General features: G+C 69.6%; 16 protein-coding genes. 4 read left to right on the forward strand and 12 right to left on the reverse strand.

Features of this window, described 5'->3' with window-relative positions; all coding sequences use genetic code 11:
* From fliJ to fliF, 5 genes are read right to left on the reverse strand one after another with little or no spacing between them, the layout of a single operon-like run.
* Nucleotides 1-447 carry a flagellar export protein FliJ gene (fliJ, locus tag EL288_RS11000; protein ID WP_003811846.1) on the reverse strand — a complete coding sequence of 149 codons (447 nt, stop codon included), beginning with the start codon at nt 445-447 and terminating at the stop codon, nt 1-3.
* On the reverse strand, nt 440-1,915 hold the full coding sequence (gene fliI / locus EL288_RS11005; protein WP_003811843.1) for a flagellar protein export ATPase FliI: 1,476 nt from the start codon (nt 1,913-1,915) through the stop codon (nt 440-442). The genes fliJ and fliI overlap by 8 nt, the downstream gene beginning before the upstream one ends.
* The gene (fliH, locus tag EL288_RS11010) at nt 1,912-2,667 is read right to left on the reverse strand and encodes a flagellar assembly protein FliH (RefSeq protein WP_003811840.1); all 756 of its coding nucleotides are present in this window, start codon (nt 2,665-2,667) and stop codon (nt 1,912-1,914) included. The genes fliI and fliH overlap by 4 nt, the downstream gene beginning before the upstream one ends.
* Nucleotides 2,660-3,670: a flagellar motor switch protein FliG gene (gene fliG / locus EL288_RS11015; protein WP_003811838.1), complete on the reverse strand. Its 1,011-nt coding sequence runs from the start codon at nt 3,668-3,670 to the stop codon at nt 2,660-2,662. The genes fliH and fliG overlap by 8 nt, the downstream gene beginning before the upstream one ends.
* Nucleotides 3,660-5,336 carry a flagellar basal-body MS-ring/collar protein FliF gene (gene fliF / locus EL288_RS11020; RefSeq protein WP_015063741.1) on the reverse strand — a complete coding sequence of 559 codons (1,677 nt, stop codon included), beginning with the start codon at nt 5,334-5,336 and terminating at the stop codon, nt 3,660-3,662. Before fliF ends, fliG begins: the two co-directional genes overlap by 11 nt.
* Before the next feature lie 312 nt (nt 5,337-5,648).
* Between fliF and fliE the strand changes: the two genes are divergently transcribed.
* Nucleotides 5,649-5,981 (forward strand): flagellar hook-basal body complex protein FliE, encoded by a 333-nt coding sequence (gene fliE / locus EL288_RS11025; protein WP_003811835.1) that lies wholly within the window; start codon nt 5,649-5,651, stop codon nt 5,979-5,981.
* A gap of 13 nt (nt 5,982-5,994) precedes the next feature.
* On the opposite strand, the gene EL288_RS11030 is transcribed toward fliE, so the two are convergent.
* The 7 genes from EL288_RS11030 to EL288_RS11060 form a co-directional block, all read right to left on the reverse strand.
* Nucleotides 5,995-6,390 carry a hypothetical protein gene (locus tag EL288_RS11030; RefSeq protein WP_003811832.1) on the reverse strand — a complete coding sequence of 132 codons (396 nt, stop codon included), beginning with the start codon at nt 6,388-6,390 and terminating at the stop codon, nt 5,995-5,997.
* A 9-nt stretch (nt 6,391-6,399) separates the two neighbouring features.
* A complete protein-coding gene (locus EL288_RS11035) occupies nt 6,400-6,714 on the reverse strand; it encodes an EscU/YscU/HrcU family type III secretion system export apparatus switch protein (RefSeq protein ID WP_003811829.1) in 315 nt (104 codons plus the stop codon).
* Nucleotides 6,711-7,982, reverse strand: coding sequence for a flagellar hook-length control protein FliK (fliK, locus tag EL288_RS11040; RefSeq protein ID WP_126621927.1), 1,272 nt, complete (start codon nt 7,980-7,982; stop codon nt 6,711-6,713). The genes EL288_RS11035 and fliK overlap by 4 nt, the downstream gene beginning before the upstream one ends.
* Nucleotides 7,979-8,329, reverse strand: a complete 351-nt coding sequence (locus EL288_RS11045) for a flagellar protein FliT (RefSeq protein WP_010930343.1) — start codon at nt 8,327-8,329, stop codon at nt 7,979-7,981. Before EL288_RS11045 ends, fliK begins: the two co-directional genes overlap by 4 nt.
* A gap of 47 nt (nt 8,330-8,376) precedes the next feature.
* Entirely contained in the window at nt 8,377-8,805 is a 429-nt protein-coding gene (fliS, locus tag EL288_RS11050) for a flagellar export chaperone FliS (RefSeq protein WP_003811824.1), read from the reverse strand.
* 7 nt (nt 8,806-8,812) lie between these two features.
* Nucleotides 8,813-10,186: a flagellar filament capping protein FliD gene (gene fliD, locus EL288_RS11055; protein WP_003811822.1), complete on the reverse strand. Its 1,374-nt coding sequence runs from the start codon at nt 10,184-10,186 to the stop codon at nt 8,813-8,815.
* Between the two features lie 140 nt (nt 10,187-10,326).
* Nucleotides 10,327-10,704, reverse strand: a complete 378-nt coding sequence (locus tag EL288_RS11060; protein ID WP_003811821.1) for a flagellar protein FlaG — start codon at nt 10,702-10,704, stop codon at nt 10,327-10,329.
* Nucleotides 10,705-11,193: 489 nt separating this feature from the next.
* Here EL288_RS11060 and folC point away from each other — a divergent pair, with 489 nt between their 5' ends.
* The 3 genes from folC to EL288_RS11075 are packed head-to-tail and all read left to right on the forward strand — an operon-like array spanning nt 11,194 to nt 13,877.
* The gene (gene folC / locus EL288_RS11065) at nt 11,194-12,501 is read left to right on the forward strand and encodes a bifunctional tetrahydrofolate synthase/dihydrofolate synthase (protein WP_010926568.1); all 1,308 of its coding nucleotides are present in this window, start codon (nt 11,194-11,196) and stop codon (nt 12,499-12,501) included.
* Nucleotides 12,502-12,561: 60 nt separating this feature from the next.
* Nucleotides 12,562-13,392: an SPOR domain-containing protein gene (locus EL288_RS11070; protein ID WP_003811818.1), complete on the forward strand. Its 831-nt coding sequence runs from the start codon at nt 12,562-12,564 to the stop codon at nt 13,390-13,392.
* The gene (locus EL288_RS11075) at nt 13,389-13,877 is read left to right on the forward strand and encodes a CvpA family protein (RefSeq protein WP_003811815.1); all 489 of its coding nucleotides are present in this window, start codon (nt 13,389-13,391) and stop codon (nt 13,875-13,877) included. Before EL288_RS11070 ends, EL288_RS11075 begins: the two co-directional genes overlap by 4 nt.
* Nucleotides 13,878-13,913: the final 36 nt, after the last annotated feature.

Raw genomic sequence — 13,913 nt, forward strand, 5'->3', positions numbered from 1 at the left:
TCAGAAACCCGCCTGGCGGCGTACCAGTCGGGCGGAGTATTCATCGTTGACGCGTTGCTCGCGCCGCGCCTCGAGCAGAGCCTGGGTGCGCGATTCGCGCTGCGCCAGGGTGTCGAACGAATTCAGCTTGCGCTTTTGCTGCTGCCAGTTGAGGCGCCCGTCGTTCAGGTGCGCCTCGGCCCGGTGCAGGACATGGCGTTGCTGGCCGATGGCATCGTCCAGCGTGGCGATGAAGCGCTGGTAGTTATGGCAGTCGGCGGCCGACATGCCCGACTGCATGGCGGTCTGCATGCGTTGCAGGTAGTCCTGGCGATAGTCCTGCAGCATGTTGAGCTGCTGCTCGGCGTTGTTGCGCTCGGCGCTCAGGCGGCCCAGTTCGCGGGCGGCCTCGTCGGTGCTGTCCTTGGCCAGGCCGATCAGCATGTCCAGTGGCAATTGGCTAGGCATAGGCCTCCCTCGTTTCCAGGCTGCGCTGCAGTTGATCGATGGCCGTGCCATAGTCCACGCTGTCGCCGATGTTCTGCTGCAGGTACGCTTCCAGGCGCGGATAGCGCGCAATCGCGTCGTCGAGCTGCGGATCGGCGCCGGCCACGTATGCGCCGACCGAGATCAGGTCGCGGTTGCGCTGGTAGCGCGACAGGATCTGCTTGAAGCGGCGCACCTGCTGGAATTGCTCGGTCGTGATCAGCGAGGTCATGGCGCGCGAGATCGAGGCTTCGATATCGATGGCCGGGTAGTGGCCGGCCTCGGCCAGGTGGCGCGACAGCACAACGTGTCCGTCCAGGATGGCGCGCGCCGAATCGGCGATCGGATCCTGCTGGTCGTCGCCTTCGGCCAGCACCGTATAGAAGGCGGTGATCGACCCGGCCTTGCCGTTGGGGCCCGGCGCGCCCATGCCGGTGCGTTCGACCAGCGCCGGCAGCTTGGCGAACACCGAGGGCGGGTAGCCCTTGGTGGCCGGCGGTTCGCCAATCGCCAGGGCGATTTCGCGTTGCGCCATGGCAAAGCGCGTGAGCGAGTCCATGATGAGCAGCACGTCCAGGCCCTGGTCGCGGAAATGTTCGGCCAGGCGCGTGGCATAGGACGCGCCTTGCAGGCGCAGCAGTGGCGAGACGTCGGCCGGCGCGGCGACCACCACCGAGCGGGCCAGGCCTTCGGGGCCGAGGTTGTGCTCGATGAATTCCTTGACTTCGCGGCCCCGTTCGCCGATCAGGCCCACCACGATGATGTCGGCGCGGGTGTAGCGCGCCATCATGCCCAGCAGCACGCTCTTGCCCACCCCCGACCCGGCGAACAGGCCCATGCGCTGGCCCCGGCCGACGGTCAGCAGGCCGTTGATGGCGCGCACGCCCACGTCGAGCACGCTGTCGATGGGCGCGCGCGACAAGGGGTTGATGGGCAGGGCGGTCAGGGGCGCCTGTTCGGCGCCGGCCAGCGGGCCCAGGCCGTCGAGCGGCCGGCCCGCGCCGTCGACGACGCGGCCCAGCATGGCGTTGCCCACCGGCAGGTGGCGGCCCACCTGCGGCTTGGCGTTGCCGTTGAGTTCGGCCTTGCGCGGCAGCGGCACGGGCCGCTGCACGGCGGGCTCGGCCGGCACCACGCGGGCGCCGGGTGGCAGGCCCGAGATGTCGCTTTGCGGCATCAGGTAAAGCGTGTGGCCGTCGAACCCCACCACCTCGGCGTCGGCCCAGTGGTCATGGCCGCGCGCCAGCTCGATGCGGCAGGCGGCGCCCACCGGCAGGCGCAGGCCGGTGGCGTGCAGCACCAGTCCGGCAGCGCGCGTGATGCGGCCGCTGACCAGCCAGGGCTCGGTCGAGGCGGCGCGGATCGAACCGATCTGCAGTTGTGTCTGCCAGCGGTCGGCCACCGGCACGGCGGCCGTATCGGCCGGCAGCGGCAGGGCGGGCGGGTTCACGCGGTTTCCTCCCAGGCGGCGCTGCGGCCCAGCGAGGCCGCCACGCGGCGCCAGCGCGTCTGCAGGGTGGCGTCCACATCGCCGTAGGCAGTCTCGGTGCGGCAACCGCCGCGCGTGATCGATTCGTCGGCCTGCAGCCGCCAGTTGGCTTCGTTCAGTTCGTCGGCCAGATGCGTGCGCACCAGTTCCAGGTCGTCGGGATGGACCCACAGGCGCATGGCCGCGCCGGTGGCCGGATTGATGTGCAGGACTTCGCGCACCGCCGCCACCATCGTCTCGGGGTGCTCCGCCAGGGTGGTGCGCAGCACCTGCCCGGCGATATCCAGGGCCAGCGTCAGCAGGCTCTGGCCCATGTTGTCTTCCAGGCGCGCGACCGAGGCGGCGCAGGCCTGCGCCAGCGCGTGCAGGCGTTCGGCCTGCTGGCGGGCCTCTTCGCGGCCCTGCGCCAGCCCCTCGGCATGGCCTTCGGCGCGGCCTGCCGCCAGTCCTTGCGCATGGCCGGCCGCGTAACCCTCGCGCTGGCCTTGCTCCTGGCCGGCCTGGTGGCCGGCGGCATGGCCGGCCCGCTCGGCGGTGGCGCGCCATTCGCGCAGCAGCTCCTCGGGGTCCGGCGCGGGCTCGGGCTCGGGTTCGAGCGCCGCGGGTTCGGGCGTCTCGGCCTCGGCCGGCTCGTCGAACGACAGCATCTGCCAGCGGCGCCAGGCGGCGCTGCGGGGCAGGGCGGCCGGCTCGCGCGCGAGGGCCTCAGACATAGGCGTCGTCCCCTTGCGTGCCCAGCACGATCTGGCCGCTTTCGGCCAGGCGGCGGGCAATCTGCAGGATCTTCTTCTGCTCGCCTTCCACCTTGGACATGCGGATCGGCCCTTGCGCCTCCAGGTCTTCGCGCAGCATCTCGGCCGCGCGGCTGGACATGTTGCGCAGGAACTTGTTGCGCAGTTCGTCGCCGGCGCCCTTGAGGGCGACCATGAGGGTATCGTTGTCGATTTCCTTGAGGATGAGCTGGACGGCGCGGTCCTCGACGTCGAGCAGGTTGTCGAAGACGAACATCTCGTCGATGATCTTCTGGGCCAGGTCGGAGTCGCGCTCGCGCAGGCTTTCGACCACGGCCTCTTCCTGCGACGAGTTCATCATGTTCAGGATCTCGGCGGCGGTGCGCACGCCGCCCATCTTGCTGCGCTTGGCGCCCTGGCCGGCCAGCACCGAGTTCAGCACGTCGGTCAGCTCCGAGAGGGCGGCCGGCTGCACGCCGCCGAAGGTGGCGATGCGCAGCATCACGTCGTTGCGCATGCGCTCGCTGAGCATGGCCAGCACGCTGGCGGCGCGGTCGCGCTCCAGGTGCACCAGGATGGTGGCGATGATCTGCGGATGCTCGTCGCCGATCAGCTCGGCCACCGTATGCGGGTCCAGCCAGTTCAGCGCGTCGATGCCGCTGCCGCCTTCGCCGGCCTCCAGGATGTCCTCGATCAGGCCGGCGGCCCGGTCGCTGCCCAGCGCCTTGGTCAGCACCGTGCGGATGTAGTCGTCCGAGCCCAGCGTCACGGCCATGAACTGGTCGGCCTCCTGGCGGAATTCCTCCAGCACCACCGCCACGTCGCCGCGCGTGACCTGCTTGAGGCTGGCCATCGCCGCGCCCACCTGCTGGACTTCGCGCGCGCTCAGGTACTTGAAGACCTCGGCGGCGGCGTCCTCGCCCAGCGACATCATCAGGACCGCGCTGCGTGTCATGCCGTCCAGCGGCTTTCCGTCATTTTTCATCTTTGCTCATCCACGAACGCAGGACCATGGCGACAGCGCGCGGATCCTTGCCCGCCATGTCGCGGGCGAGCTGCAGGTTGTCTTCGTAGCGGTTGACTTCGCGGGTGCGCGCGGCGGCCTGCGCTTCGCGCTCGGCTTCCTGGCGCTGCGCGGCGGCCACTTCGGGATCGACCTGCGGGTAGAAGTAGTCGGTGACCACCGGGCGGATCTTGCGGTACAGCCAGAAGGCCAGGATCAGGCCGAACATCCAGCCCAGCGCCGTCTTGATCATGGCGATCAGTTCCGGGTCGCGCCACAGCGGCACGGCGACAGGCGTATCGTTGAACTGGCTGTTGACCAGGTTCAGCGAGTCGCCGCGCGCTTCCGAATAGCCCATGGCCTCGCGCACCAGGTTGGTCAGCTTGTTCAGCTCCTCGGGCGGCAGCGCCTCGGATTCGCCTTCCTTGTTGGGCAGGTAGTTCACCACCACCGCCACCGACAGCCGCTTGAGCATGCCCACCGGCTGCTTGACGTGGCTGATGGTGCGGTCGACTTCGTAATTGATGGTGGCGTCGTGGCGGTCGTTGCTCGGCGCCGCGGCGCCTGGCTGCGTCTGGGGGGTGGTGGCGCCGGCGGCCTGTTGCTGGGCGCGCTGCTGCTGTTGCTGCTGCGGGGTGCCGGCGACGGCGGGCGGATTGACGATGGGCGCCTGCGCGTTGGCCGGCGGCTGGTTGCTCAGCGCGCCGGGCACGCCCTGCGCCGCGTTCGGCCCGGTCTGGCGCGAATCGCTGGTCTGCTGGCTGCGCACGGCGGCCTGGCCGGGTTCCTGGTTGGGCCGATAGACCTCGGAAGTCTCTTCGCGGCGGGCGAAGTCGATCTCGGCGCTGGCCTGGGCATGCACGTTGCCGGGGCCGACCAGCGGGTTGAGGATGGTCAGGATGCGCTCGACCGTGCGCTGCTCCATTTCACGCACGAAGCGCAACTGGTCGGCGTCCATGCCGCGGCCTTCGCCCAGCGGCGCCGACAGGAGCCGGCCGTTCTGGTCGACGATGGAGACATTCTCGGCGGTCAGCTCGGGCACGCTGGAGGCCACCAGCCAGGCCACCGCCGACACCTGGGCGTCGCTCAGGCTGCGGCCCGGATACAGGTTGAGCAGCACCGAGGCGGTCGGGGCCTGGCGGTCGCGCACGAACAGCGACTGGCGCGGCATGGCCAGGTGCACGCGGGCGTGCTGCACGGTATGCATGGCCTCGATCGAGCGCGCCAGCTCGCCTTCCAGGCCGCGCTGGTAGTTGATCTGCTCGGCGAACTGGCTGGCGCCGAAGCGGGTGTTGTCCAGCAGTTCGAAACCCACCGAACCGCCGCGCGGCAGGCCCTGGCTGGCCAGCTGCATGCGCGTGTCGTAGACCCGCTCGGCGGGCACCAGCAGCGCGCTGCCGTTGTCGCTGAAGCGATAGGGCACGTTCATCTGGCCCAGCGCCGAGACGATGGCGCCGCCATCGCGGTCGTCCAGATTGGAGAACAGCACCTTGTAATCGGGCTCGCGGCTCCACATCGCCACCGCCGCCACCACGGCGATCAGCGCCGCCGCCGCCCCAAGCAGGACAGGTTTGGGCAGGGCGCGCAGTTTCTCCAGCACGGGAAACCTCGCCAGCAGCGACGCGCTCAGGGTTGCCTGCTGGTTCATCGGCGGCTCCCGCTGGCTTCGCGGTGGGGATAAACGTACGACATGGATGCTCGGGGCAGGTTACGCATGCAACGTGCTTTGGGTGTGGGAGCGTGGATTATGGATGGGCCGCGCGCAATCCCAATGCCCGAAAACAACCGTCTTTTCGGCGCTATTTGATCCGTATCGTTCCTGCGTGCGCGGCACGCGGCCGCCGGGCGCCATCCAAGCCGGGAAGTGGCGGCTTTTTTGGCGCCTTTTGCGCCCTATGCGCAAGCCCTGCGCGCGATAGTCTTGCAACCCAGGATCCGCTTATTCCGCAGAGGTATCGCAATGGCTGTATCAGGACTGTCCGGCATCGAGAGCATGCTGTCGCAAATGCGCGCCGTGGTGCGCGCCGCGCAAAGCGGCGGCGCCACCGAGGCCGAACTGGCGCCTGGGCCGTCCGGCTTCGCCGCCGAGCTGCAACGCTCCATCCGGCGCGTGTCGCAGGCGCAGAATGCCGCCAGCGACCAGGCCAAGGCGTTCGAGCTGGGCGCGCCCGGCATTTCGCTCAATGACGTGATGATCGACCTGCAAAAGGCCAGCCTGGGCTTCCAGACTTCGGTGCAGGTGCGCAACCGCCTGGTCGCCGCCTACAAGGAAATCTCCTCGATGGCGGTGTGACGCCGGCGCCGCCTCAGGCCGGCGCCTGGGGCGGGCGGGCGCAGGTGTGGCGCACCGCGCTGGGAAACAGCGAAAGCACGGCGATGCTGCCGTCGCCAAAGCGCAGCGTGACCGGACTGTCCACGCAGAAATGGATGCGCGCCCCGTCGGCCGTCTGGGCGTGAAAGGCCAGCGGCGGTTCGTCCTCGTCGGCCATACGCGCCAGCATGACGGGGTCGGGGCAGGCCAGGTCGAGCGGGCGCCAGAAAAAATACCCGTCCTTGGCATCCGGCCCCAGGATGCGCACCGGCCAGGGGCGCTGGTCGATGCCGGAAATCACGATCTGGCAATCGGGGTGGCGCAGTTCCTGCAGCGTGCTGCGTATCTGATCGGACTGGGTCAGAACGACGATCTGGTCCTGGGCCGTCATGCGCCGTCCTCAGGCCTGCGGCGCCAGCACTTCGGGCAGCTCGCGCGCTTCGAGCCGATATAGCCAGGCCAGCAGCTCGGCCACCGCCGTGTAGAGTTGCGGCGGTATATGGGCGTCCAGGTCCACCTGCATCAGCAGGCCGACCAGTTCGCGCGATTCATGTACATGCAGGCCGTGTTCGCGGGCGGTGCGCACGATGGTGTCGGCCAGCTGGCCGTAGCCCTTGGCGACCACACGCGGGGCCGCTTCGCCGCCGTCATAGGACAGCGCCACGGCGACCGGGCGGCTGGCGTCGTCGGCGGCGGGCGGGGCGGGCGTATTCATGCTTCGGGCAGATCAAAGCCGGGCGCGCCAATCGCGTCGACCGACAGATTGGTAAGCGTCAGGCCGGCGGCCGACAGTTGCTGGCGCAGCGCGTCGGCGGCGGCGCCGATCTCGGCGGCGCTGTCCGGGGCCACGACGTGCAGCACCAGCTGGTTGGCCGCCAGGTTCAGGCGCGCCTCGACCGTGCCCAGGCGCGGCAGGTTGAGTTTCAGGCGGGTGGCCCAGTGGGTGCCGGGCTGGCCGGCCGCGTCATCGCCATGCTCGCGCGCGACCTCCCATTCCATGGGTGTGCCGGGCCAGGCCTGCCCCTGCCATGCGAGCATCTGATTGGCCAGCACATCCAGCTGTTGGCGCACCAGCAGCGTGGCGTCCTGGTGAATGCCGGGCACCGGCGCGCCGGGCGTATGCGTGGCGGGCTGGCCTGGCGGCGCGGCTTCGGCCGCGGGCAGGGCGCGCGCCGGCGTCGCGTTTTCGGGCGCGCGTGGCGTGGCGGCCGGCTCGGCGCCGGCGGCGGGCAGCCGCGCCTGCGGTTCGGCCTGCAACTGCTGCACGCTGCGCTTGCCGAAGGCCAGGTCGCTCAGGTGGGATTCATAGAACAGGCCGCTGGCCTGCAGCGTCTGGCGCAATGCCTGGGCCAGTGCCGGCGCGGCCGGCAGCACGGCCCGGCCCGCCAGGGCGGCGAGCGTGGCGGGCGGCGTCTGCGCGGGCGTCCTGGCGCTCGCCGCGCCGGCCTGCGCCGCTTCCGGGCGGGAGGGCGTACTCGCGGCGCCGCCGGCCGCGGCGCTGGCCTGGGCAGGCGCGTTGGGGGCGGCCGCGGCAGGCTGGCCGCCGGCGGGCGGGCTGGCGCCATCCTGGGCCGGCGGCGTCCACAGCGGCGCGCGGGCGCTTACCGCCGGCGCCTGGCCGGGATACTGCGCCAGCAGGGCGAGAATGGTGCGCGCGGTCTGGCCCAGCGTGGTCGGTGCGGAGGCCGTCGTGCCGGTGCTGGTCTGCAGGCCGCGGGCGGCCAGCGCCAGCGCGGCCGCGGTCTTGGCGTCCACCCCCGCGGCGCCCTGGCGCGCGCCGCGCTCGCCGCCGGCCTGTACCGCCTGGCGCGGATCGCGCGTGGCTGTCTGGGATGCGCCGGGGCGGGCGGCCTCGCCGGGTTGGGCGACCGCGTCGGGGCGTGCGCCGGATACCAGGTTGGATTGCGCCGACATCGTGGTGCCCAGTACGGCGTCGAGCCGCTGCACCAGAATGCTGCCCAGGGCGGGCGGGCCGACACTCATGTGCCGTTGGCCTTGCCGCTATAGGTGGCCAGCAGCGACTGCTGGCGTTTCATGCGTCCCAGCAGGTCGCTCAGGCGGGCCAGCTGCGGCAGGGCGAGGTCGCGCACCGCCGCGTCGTTTTCGAGGATGCGCACCAGCAGGTCGAACTTCATGCCGCGGGCGGCTTCGTCCAGCGGCTCGCCCGGTTCCAGCTCGCGCAGCCGCTCCACCAGGCAGACATACTCCTGGCCGTGGTTCAGGACCAGGTCCCAATTGCTGGCATTGGCCGCCGCCAGCATCCTGCTGGTCAGGTTGGCAATGTCCTGGTAAATCTCCAGGACCGGGGCATGCTGCGTTAACGCCGTCATAGATTTCTCGCGCTGGGGGCGGCTGGACAAAAAGTGCCTTCCTGGTTTCAGGCCGGAACGGCAGGCGCTGGGTGGTCGACCGAGGCCTGCCATGCTTCGGACAGATCCGCCAGCAAGCGGTCCGCGATGTCGAGCTGTTCCTTGTCGGCCTTCAGGTTGGCGGTCAGCAGCGTACGGGTAATGTAGTCATACAGGCGCGCCAGGTTGGCCGCCACCTCGCCGCCGGCATCCTGGTTCAGCCCCAGCTTCAATCCCTCGTCGACGATGCGGATGGCCTTGCCGATGGCCTGTCCGCGCTCGACGATGCGGCCGGCCTCGAGATGCAGGCGGGCCTGGGCGATGGCGGCGCGCGCCCCGGCATACAGCAAGGTGATCAGGCGCTCGGGGGTGGCGCTCATGACCTGGGTTTCCAGGCCGATATCGCTGTATGACTTGACAGAGTAGGAGCCGGTGGGGCGGCGCGCGGCGTACGTCATGGCTGGCTTACTTCTTGGTGCCGGACAGGGCGGCGAACTGTTGGGACAGGTAGTTGCTGGTGTTGTTCATCTGCGTGACGAAGACATCGAGCTGCACGAACTGCTTGCGGTAGGCCTCGATGGTCGCGGCGATGCTCAGTTTCTGGCGGTCGTACTGGTTCTGCAGCGACTCGAGCGTTTCCTCCAGGCCTTCCTGGCGGATCTTGATCGAGCCCTCGTCGCCGAGGATCTGCTCGGTCGCCAGCTTCACCTTTTCGCCCAGGCCGAACGGACCCGAGAAAATGCGCGCCACGTCGGCCGGGTTGTCGCGCAGGGCGGCTTCCAGCTTTTCGGTATCGGTCTTGAGCGAGCCGGTCTTGGGATCGGTGGTGATGCCAAGCTGGCTCAGCGTGCGCAGGGTGCCCTCGCCGGTGGCCACGCGCAGCGCCGCGGCGATGGCCGACTGGATGTTGCGGGTGGTGCCGTCGCCGGTCAGGGCGCTCTGTTTCTCCGCCTTGACGTCGAATGCCGTCAGGTCCGCGATGGTGGTCTGCAGGCCGTTGTAGGCCTTGACGAAATCGTTGACGGCCGTGGCGGCCACGCTCGGGTCGCTGGAGACGGTCACGGTCAGCGGCGCCGCGGTCTGCTTGGTCAGGGTCAGCGTCAGCCCGTCGATGGCGGTCTCGACCGTATTGGTGTCGCTGACCACGGGGATGCCGTTGATGGTCAGCTCGGCCTTCTGGGCGGCCAGCTGCACCGTCAGATTGGAGGCGCCGGCGTTGGCCGCGTCGAAGTCGAGAATGTCCGCGACTTCCTGGTTGCCGCTCACTGTGATCCGGGTGACCGCGGCTTCGGTGCCTTCGGTCTTGTTGTTCAGCATCAGGTAGTGCTTGCCATTGCCGTCGCTGATGACGGTGGCGCGCACGTCCAGGCCGTCGGTGCCGTTGATGGCCTTGACGATGCCGTTCAGCGACGTGTCCTCGCCCAGCGTGACGGTCGTGGTCGTGCCGTCCTTCTGGACGATCTCGATCGAGCCGCCCGTGCCGTGCTTGTCCGTGCGGCTGTCCAGCTCGCCCGACTGCAGGTTCTGCGCGGTGGCCAGCTTGTCGATGTTGACGGTGTATTGACCCGGCACGGCGCCGGCCGCGGTCTTCACCGACAGCCCGTCGCCGGAGACCACGGCCTTCACGGCGCTGAGCGTGTCGATGCTGCCGAGCGTGGCGGCGGCCTTCTGGACGGCCTCGACCGCGGCCTGGATCTTGCTGTAGGCCGAAATGCGCGTCTCGTAGCTCGCCTGGCGCGCGGTGATCAGCGTCAGTTTCTTCTCTTCGGCTGCCTGCAGCTTTTCCAGGATGCCCTCAAGCTCCAGGCCGGAGGACCCGAGAGAGGAAATGGTGGCCATGTGGTGCTCCTTCTAGCTATGCGATTCTGTCAAAAATTGGCGCCGCCTATTGGCCGGGTAAAGGCATAAGGTCGGGCTATTTCCTTGCTTACGCCGCTTTTGCCCCATTCTGGTGCACGCGCGCAGCGCGATATGCTGCCTCAGGCCGTGGTCTCGACGGCATTGCCCTGCATCTTGACGATCATCTTGGCGATGCGTATCACCGCCTCGGACGGAATGGTGCGCAGCACATCCCCCGTTTCGGCGTCCACGATCGAGACCACCACTTGGTGCACGTCCGGGTCGATCTCGAACTGCAGCTGCGTGGACCAGGCCTTCAACTGCGCATTGATTTCCTCCAGCGCCCGGTCCATCGGCAGCTTGGGCGCGCCGTACTGGTCCTGCGTGGCGGATTGGGCGCCGCCGCCGTTGGCGGCCGCGGCGGCAGGCGCCACGGCGGCCGCCGGCTGTGCGGGGACAGGGGCGGGCGCGGCGGAAACCAGCGCGGGCGCCGCGGCGTTGATAGGGCTTACGGCCATGATCACTCCAACAAGCGATAACGGGCGTCGAAAGGGACGCGATGGGTTTTCGAGGGAACCTTCAGCTACCATAACGACACGCTTGCGCCGAACTTTAGACCCGGGGCGCTTTTTTTGGGGCCGGATCCTTTTCCATCCCGCTGCGCGGGTGTCCCCGAACGGGGACCGGCACCCGCTGGCTTCCCAGGTGCCTGCCCGTGCGGTGCGCCTGTCCCGGCGCAGACAGGTACCGTCTTGGTGGTCAAGCGCTCATGGCGTAGACCAGTGTGCCTGTCCCGGCGGGGACAGGCACACCCTGCCGCACGCCATCGACGCTTGAGGGCCAAGAAGGTATCGGTCCCTGCCGGGCCGCCGCGGCGCCGGGCGGGTCGGGATTTCGAGTCCGGCTCCGCGTTTCCGTCCGAAAGACCCCGCGCGCCGAGGGCGCTTGGGGAAAACACCAAGGCCACGCTGCTAAACTGCGCCCTGTTTCGATTTGCCTTCATCGCCATGTCCACCTCCCGCCCCGACGCCAGCGCAGACCTGCCTGCCTGGCTGCAGTACCTGGAATCCATCCACGCCAAGGCCATAGACCTGGGGCTGGACCGGGTGCGGCAGGTGGCCGGCCGGCTCGACCTGAGCCTGGACGGGGTCAAGTTCATGGTGGGCGGCACCAACGGCAAGGGGTCCACCTGCGCCATGCTCGAATCCATCCTGCTGGCCGCGGGCTACCGGGTGGGCCTGTACACCTCGCCCCATCTCATCGATTTCAACGAACGCGCCCGCATCAACGGCGAAATCGCCAGCGACGCGGCGCTGGTGCAGCAGTTCGAGGCGGTCGAGGCCGCCCGCGGCGATATCTCGCTGACCTATTTCGAGTTCACCACGCTGGCCATCCTGCGCCTGTTCGCGCAATCGCGCCTGGACGCCGTGGTGCTGGAAGTCGGCCTGGGCGGCCGGCTGGACGCCGTCAATATCGTCGACGCCGACTGTTCCATCATCACCAGCATCGACCTGGACCATACCGACTGGCTGGGCGATACCCGCGAGAAGATCGGCTTCGAGAAGGCGCACATCTACCGCGCGGGGCGTCCCGCCATATGCGCCGATCCGGTGCCGCCGCAATCGCTGCTGGACCACGTGCAGGCGATCGGCGCCGACCTGTGGCTGCTCGGCCGCGACTACAACTATTCCGGGGACCGCCAGCAATGGGCCTACGGCGGGCGGGCGCAGCGGCGCAACGCGCTCGCCTATCCCGCATTGCGCGGCGCCAACCAGCTGCTCAACGCGGCCGCCGCGCTGGCCGCGCTCGAAGCCGTGCGCGACCGCCTGCCGGTGCCGCAGCAGGCGGTGCGGGTGGGGCTGCTGCAGGCGTCGCTGCCGGGCCGCTTCCAGATCCTGCCCGGGCAGCCGACCGTCATCCTGGACGTGGCGCACAATCCCCATGCCGCCGCGGTCCTGGCCCAGAACCTCGACAACATGGGGTTCCATCCCTATACGCACGCCGTATTCGGCATGCTGGCCGACAAGAACGTCGATGGCGTCATCGCCAGGCTGGGCAGCCGGGTCGACCACTGGTACTGCGCCGGCCTGCCGGGCCCGCGCGGGCTGGATGGGCAGGCCCTGGCCGGTCATGTGCGCCAGGTGCTGCCCGAGGCGGAAGGCGCCGCCGAAACGCCTACCGTGCAGGCCTGCGCCGACCCCGCCGCGGCCTATGCGGCGGCGCGGGAAAAGGCGGGCGAGGGTGATAGAATCATCGTGTTCGGGTCATTTCTCACGGTGGCCTCCGTCCTGCAGGCGCTGGGCCGCAAAATCTAAGCGGATCGCGCCAGCGCAAGGGCGGCGCGCACCGGCCCCGCCCGCAAGGAATTCTGCTCCATGGGATTGTTCACTAGCAAAGATTCGGCCTCCGAGACGCAGTCCTCGCGACCGCGTCCATCCGTATCCAGCGAGGCGCAGGCCGCCGAGCTGCGGGCCCGGGCCAGGCGCCGCCTGGCAGGCGCCGTCGCATTGGTGCTCGCCGCGGTCATCGTCCTGCCCATGATCCTCGACTCCGAGCCCGTGCCGGTCGACAGCGACATCCCCATCCGCGTCCCGGACCGCAATTCGGCCTTCCAGCCCACGGTCAACGATCCGCAGGCCGCCGCGCCGCAGCCGGAACAGCCCGCGCCGCAGGCGCCGGCCGGCACGCCCGAGGCGGGCGCGCCGCAGCCGCCCGCGCTGGCGTCCGCGCCGCCGCAGACGCCGCCTCCGGGCCAGACGCCGGCCCAGCCCCAGACGCCGCCCGCGGCCCAGCCGCCGGCCACGCCGCCGCAGCAGGCCGCCACGCCGCCGGCCGCGCCCAAGCCCGAGGCCAAGCCGGAACCCAAGCCCGCCAAGCCGGCGGCGCCGGCGCGCTCGGACGACGGCGCGCGCGCGATAGCGCTGCTGGAGGGGCGTTCGCCGCCGCCGGCGCAGCCCAAGCCGGCCGCCAACGGCAATTTCGTGCTGCAGGTGGCTTCCTATACCACGCAGGCCGATGCGCAGGCGCGCCGCGGCAAGCTGCACCAGGCCGGCGTCACCAATGCATTCGTCGAGCAGGCCTCGATCAACGGCAAGCAACAGTATCGACTGCGCGTGGGGCCGTTCCCCTCGCGCGAGGCGGCCCAGGCGGCGCAGGCGCGCCTGCGCACGCTGGGCTATGACAACGGTTTCATCGCCGCACAGTGACCGGCTTCGATTTCGTCGTCCTGACGATCCTGGCCGTGTCGGCCGTGCTGGGGCTGGTGCGTGGACTGCTCAAGGAAATTCTGTCGCTGCTTGCCTATCTGCTGGCGTTCGTCGCGGCGATCTGGTGGGGGCCCACGGTCTATGTCTGGCTTGAACCGTATATCGAAACCGCGCTGCTGCGCATGGGCATCGCCTATGCCGTGGTGTTCATCATCGTGCTGCTGGCCGTCGGCCTGGTCAACATGACGCTCGCCGCCCTGATCCGCACCACCGGCCTGACGCCGGCCGACCATGGCCTGGGCGCGATGTTCGGCCTGGCGCGCGGCCTGGTGCTGGTGCTGGTGCTGGTGGCGCTGGCGGGTTTCACGCCCTTGCCGCAGGAAGACTGGTGGCGCGACGCCATGTTCTCGCACTCGGCCACCGAGGCCGTCCGGCAGGTCAAGTCCTGGCTGCCGCCCTCGCTGGCGACGTGGCTGCCTTACTGAATTCGCTTTTCGCTTTACGCTTTATCTACTAGGAAC

It is taken from the genome of Bordetella bronchiseptica (genome assembly GCF_900636925.1).
GTDB lineage: Bacteria > Pseudomonadota > Gammaproteobacteria > Burkholderiales > Burkholderiaceae_B > Bordetella > Bordetella pertussis.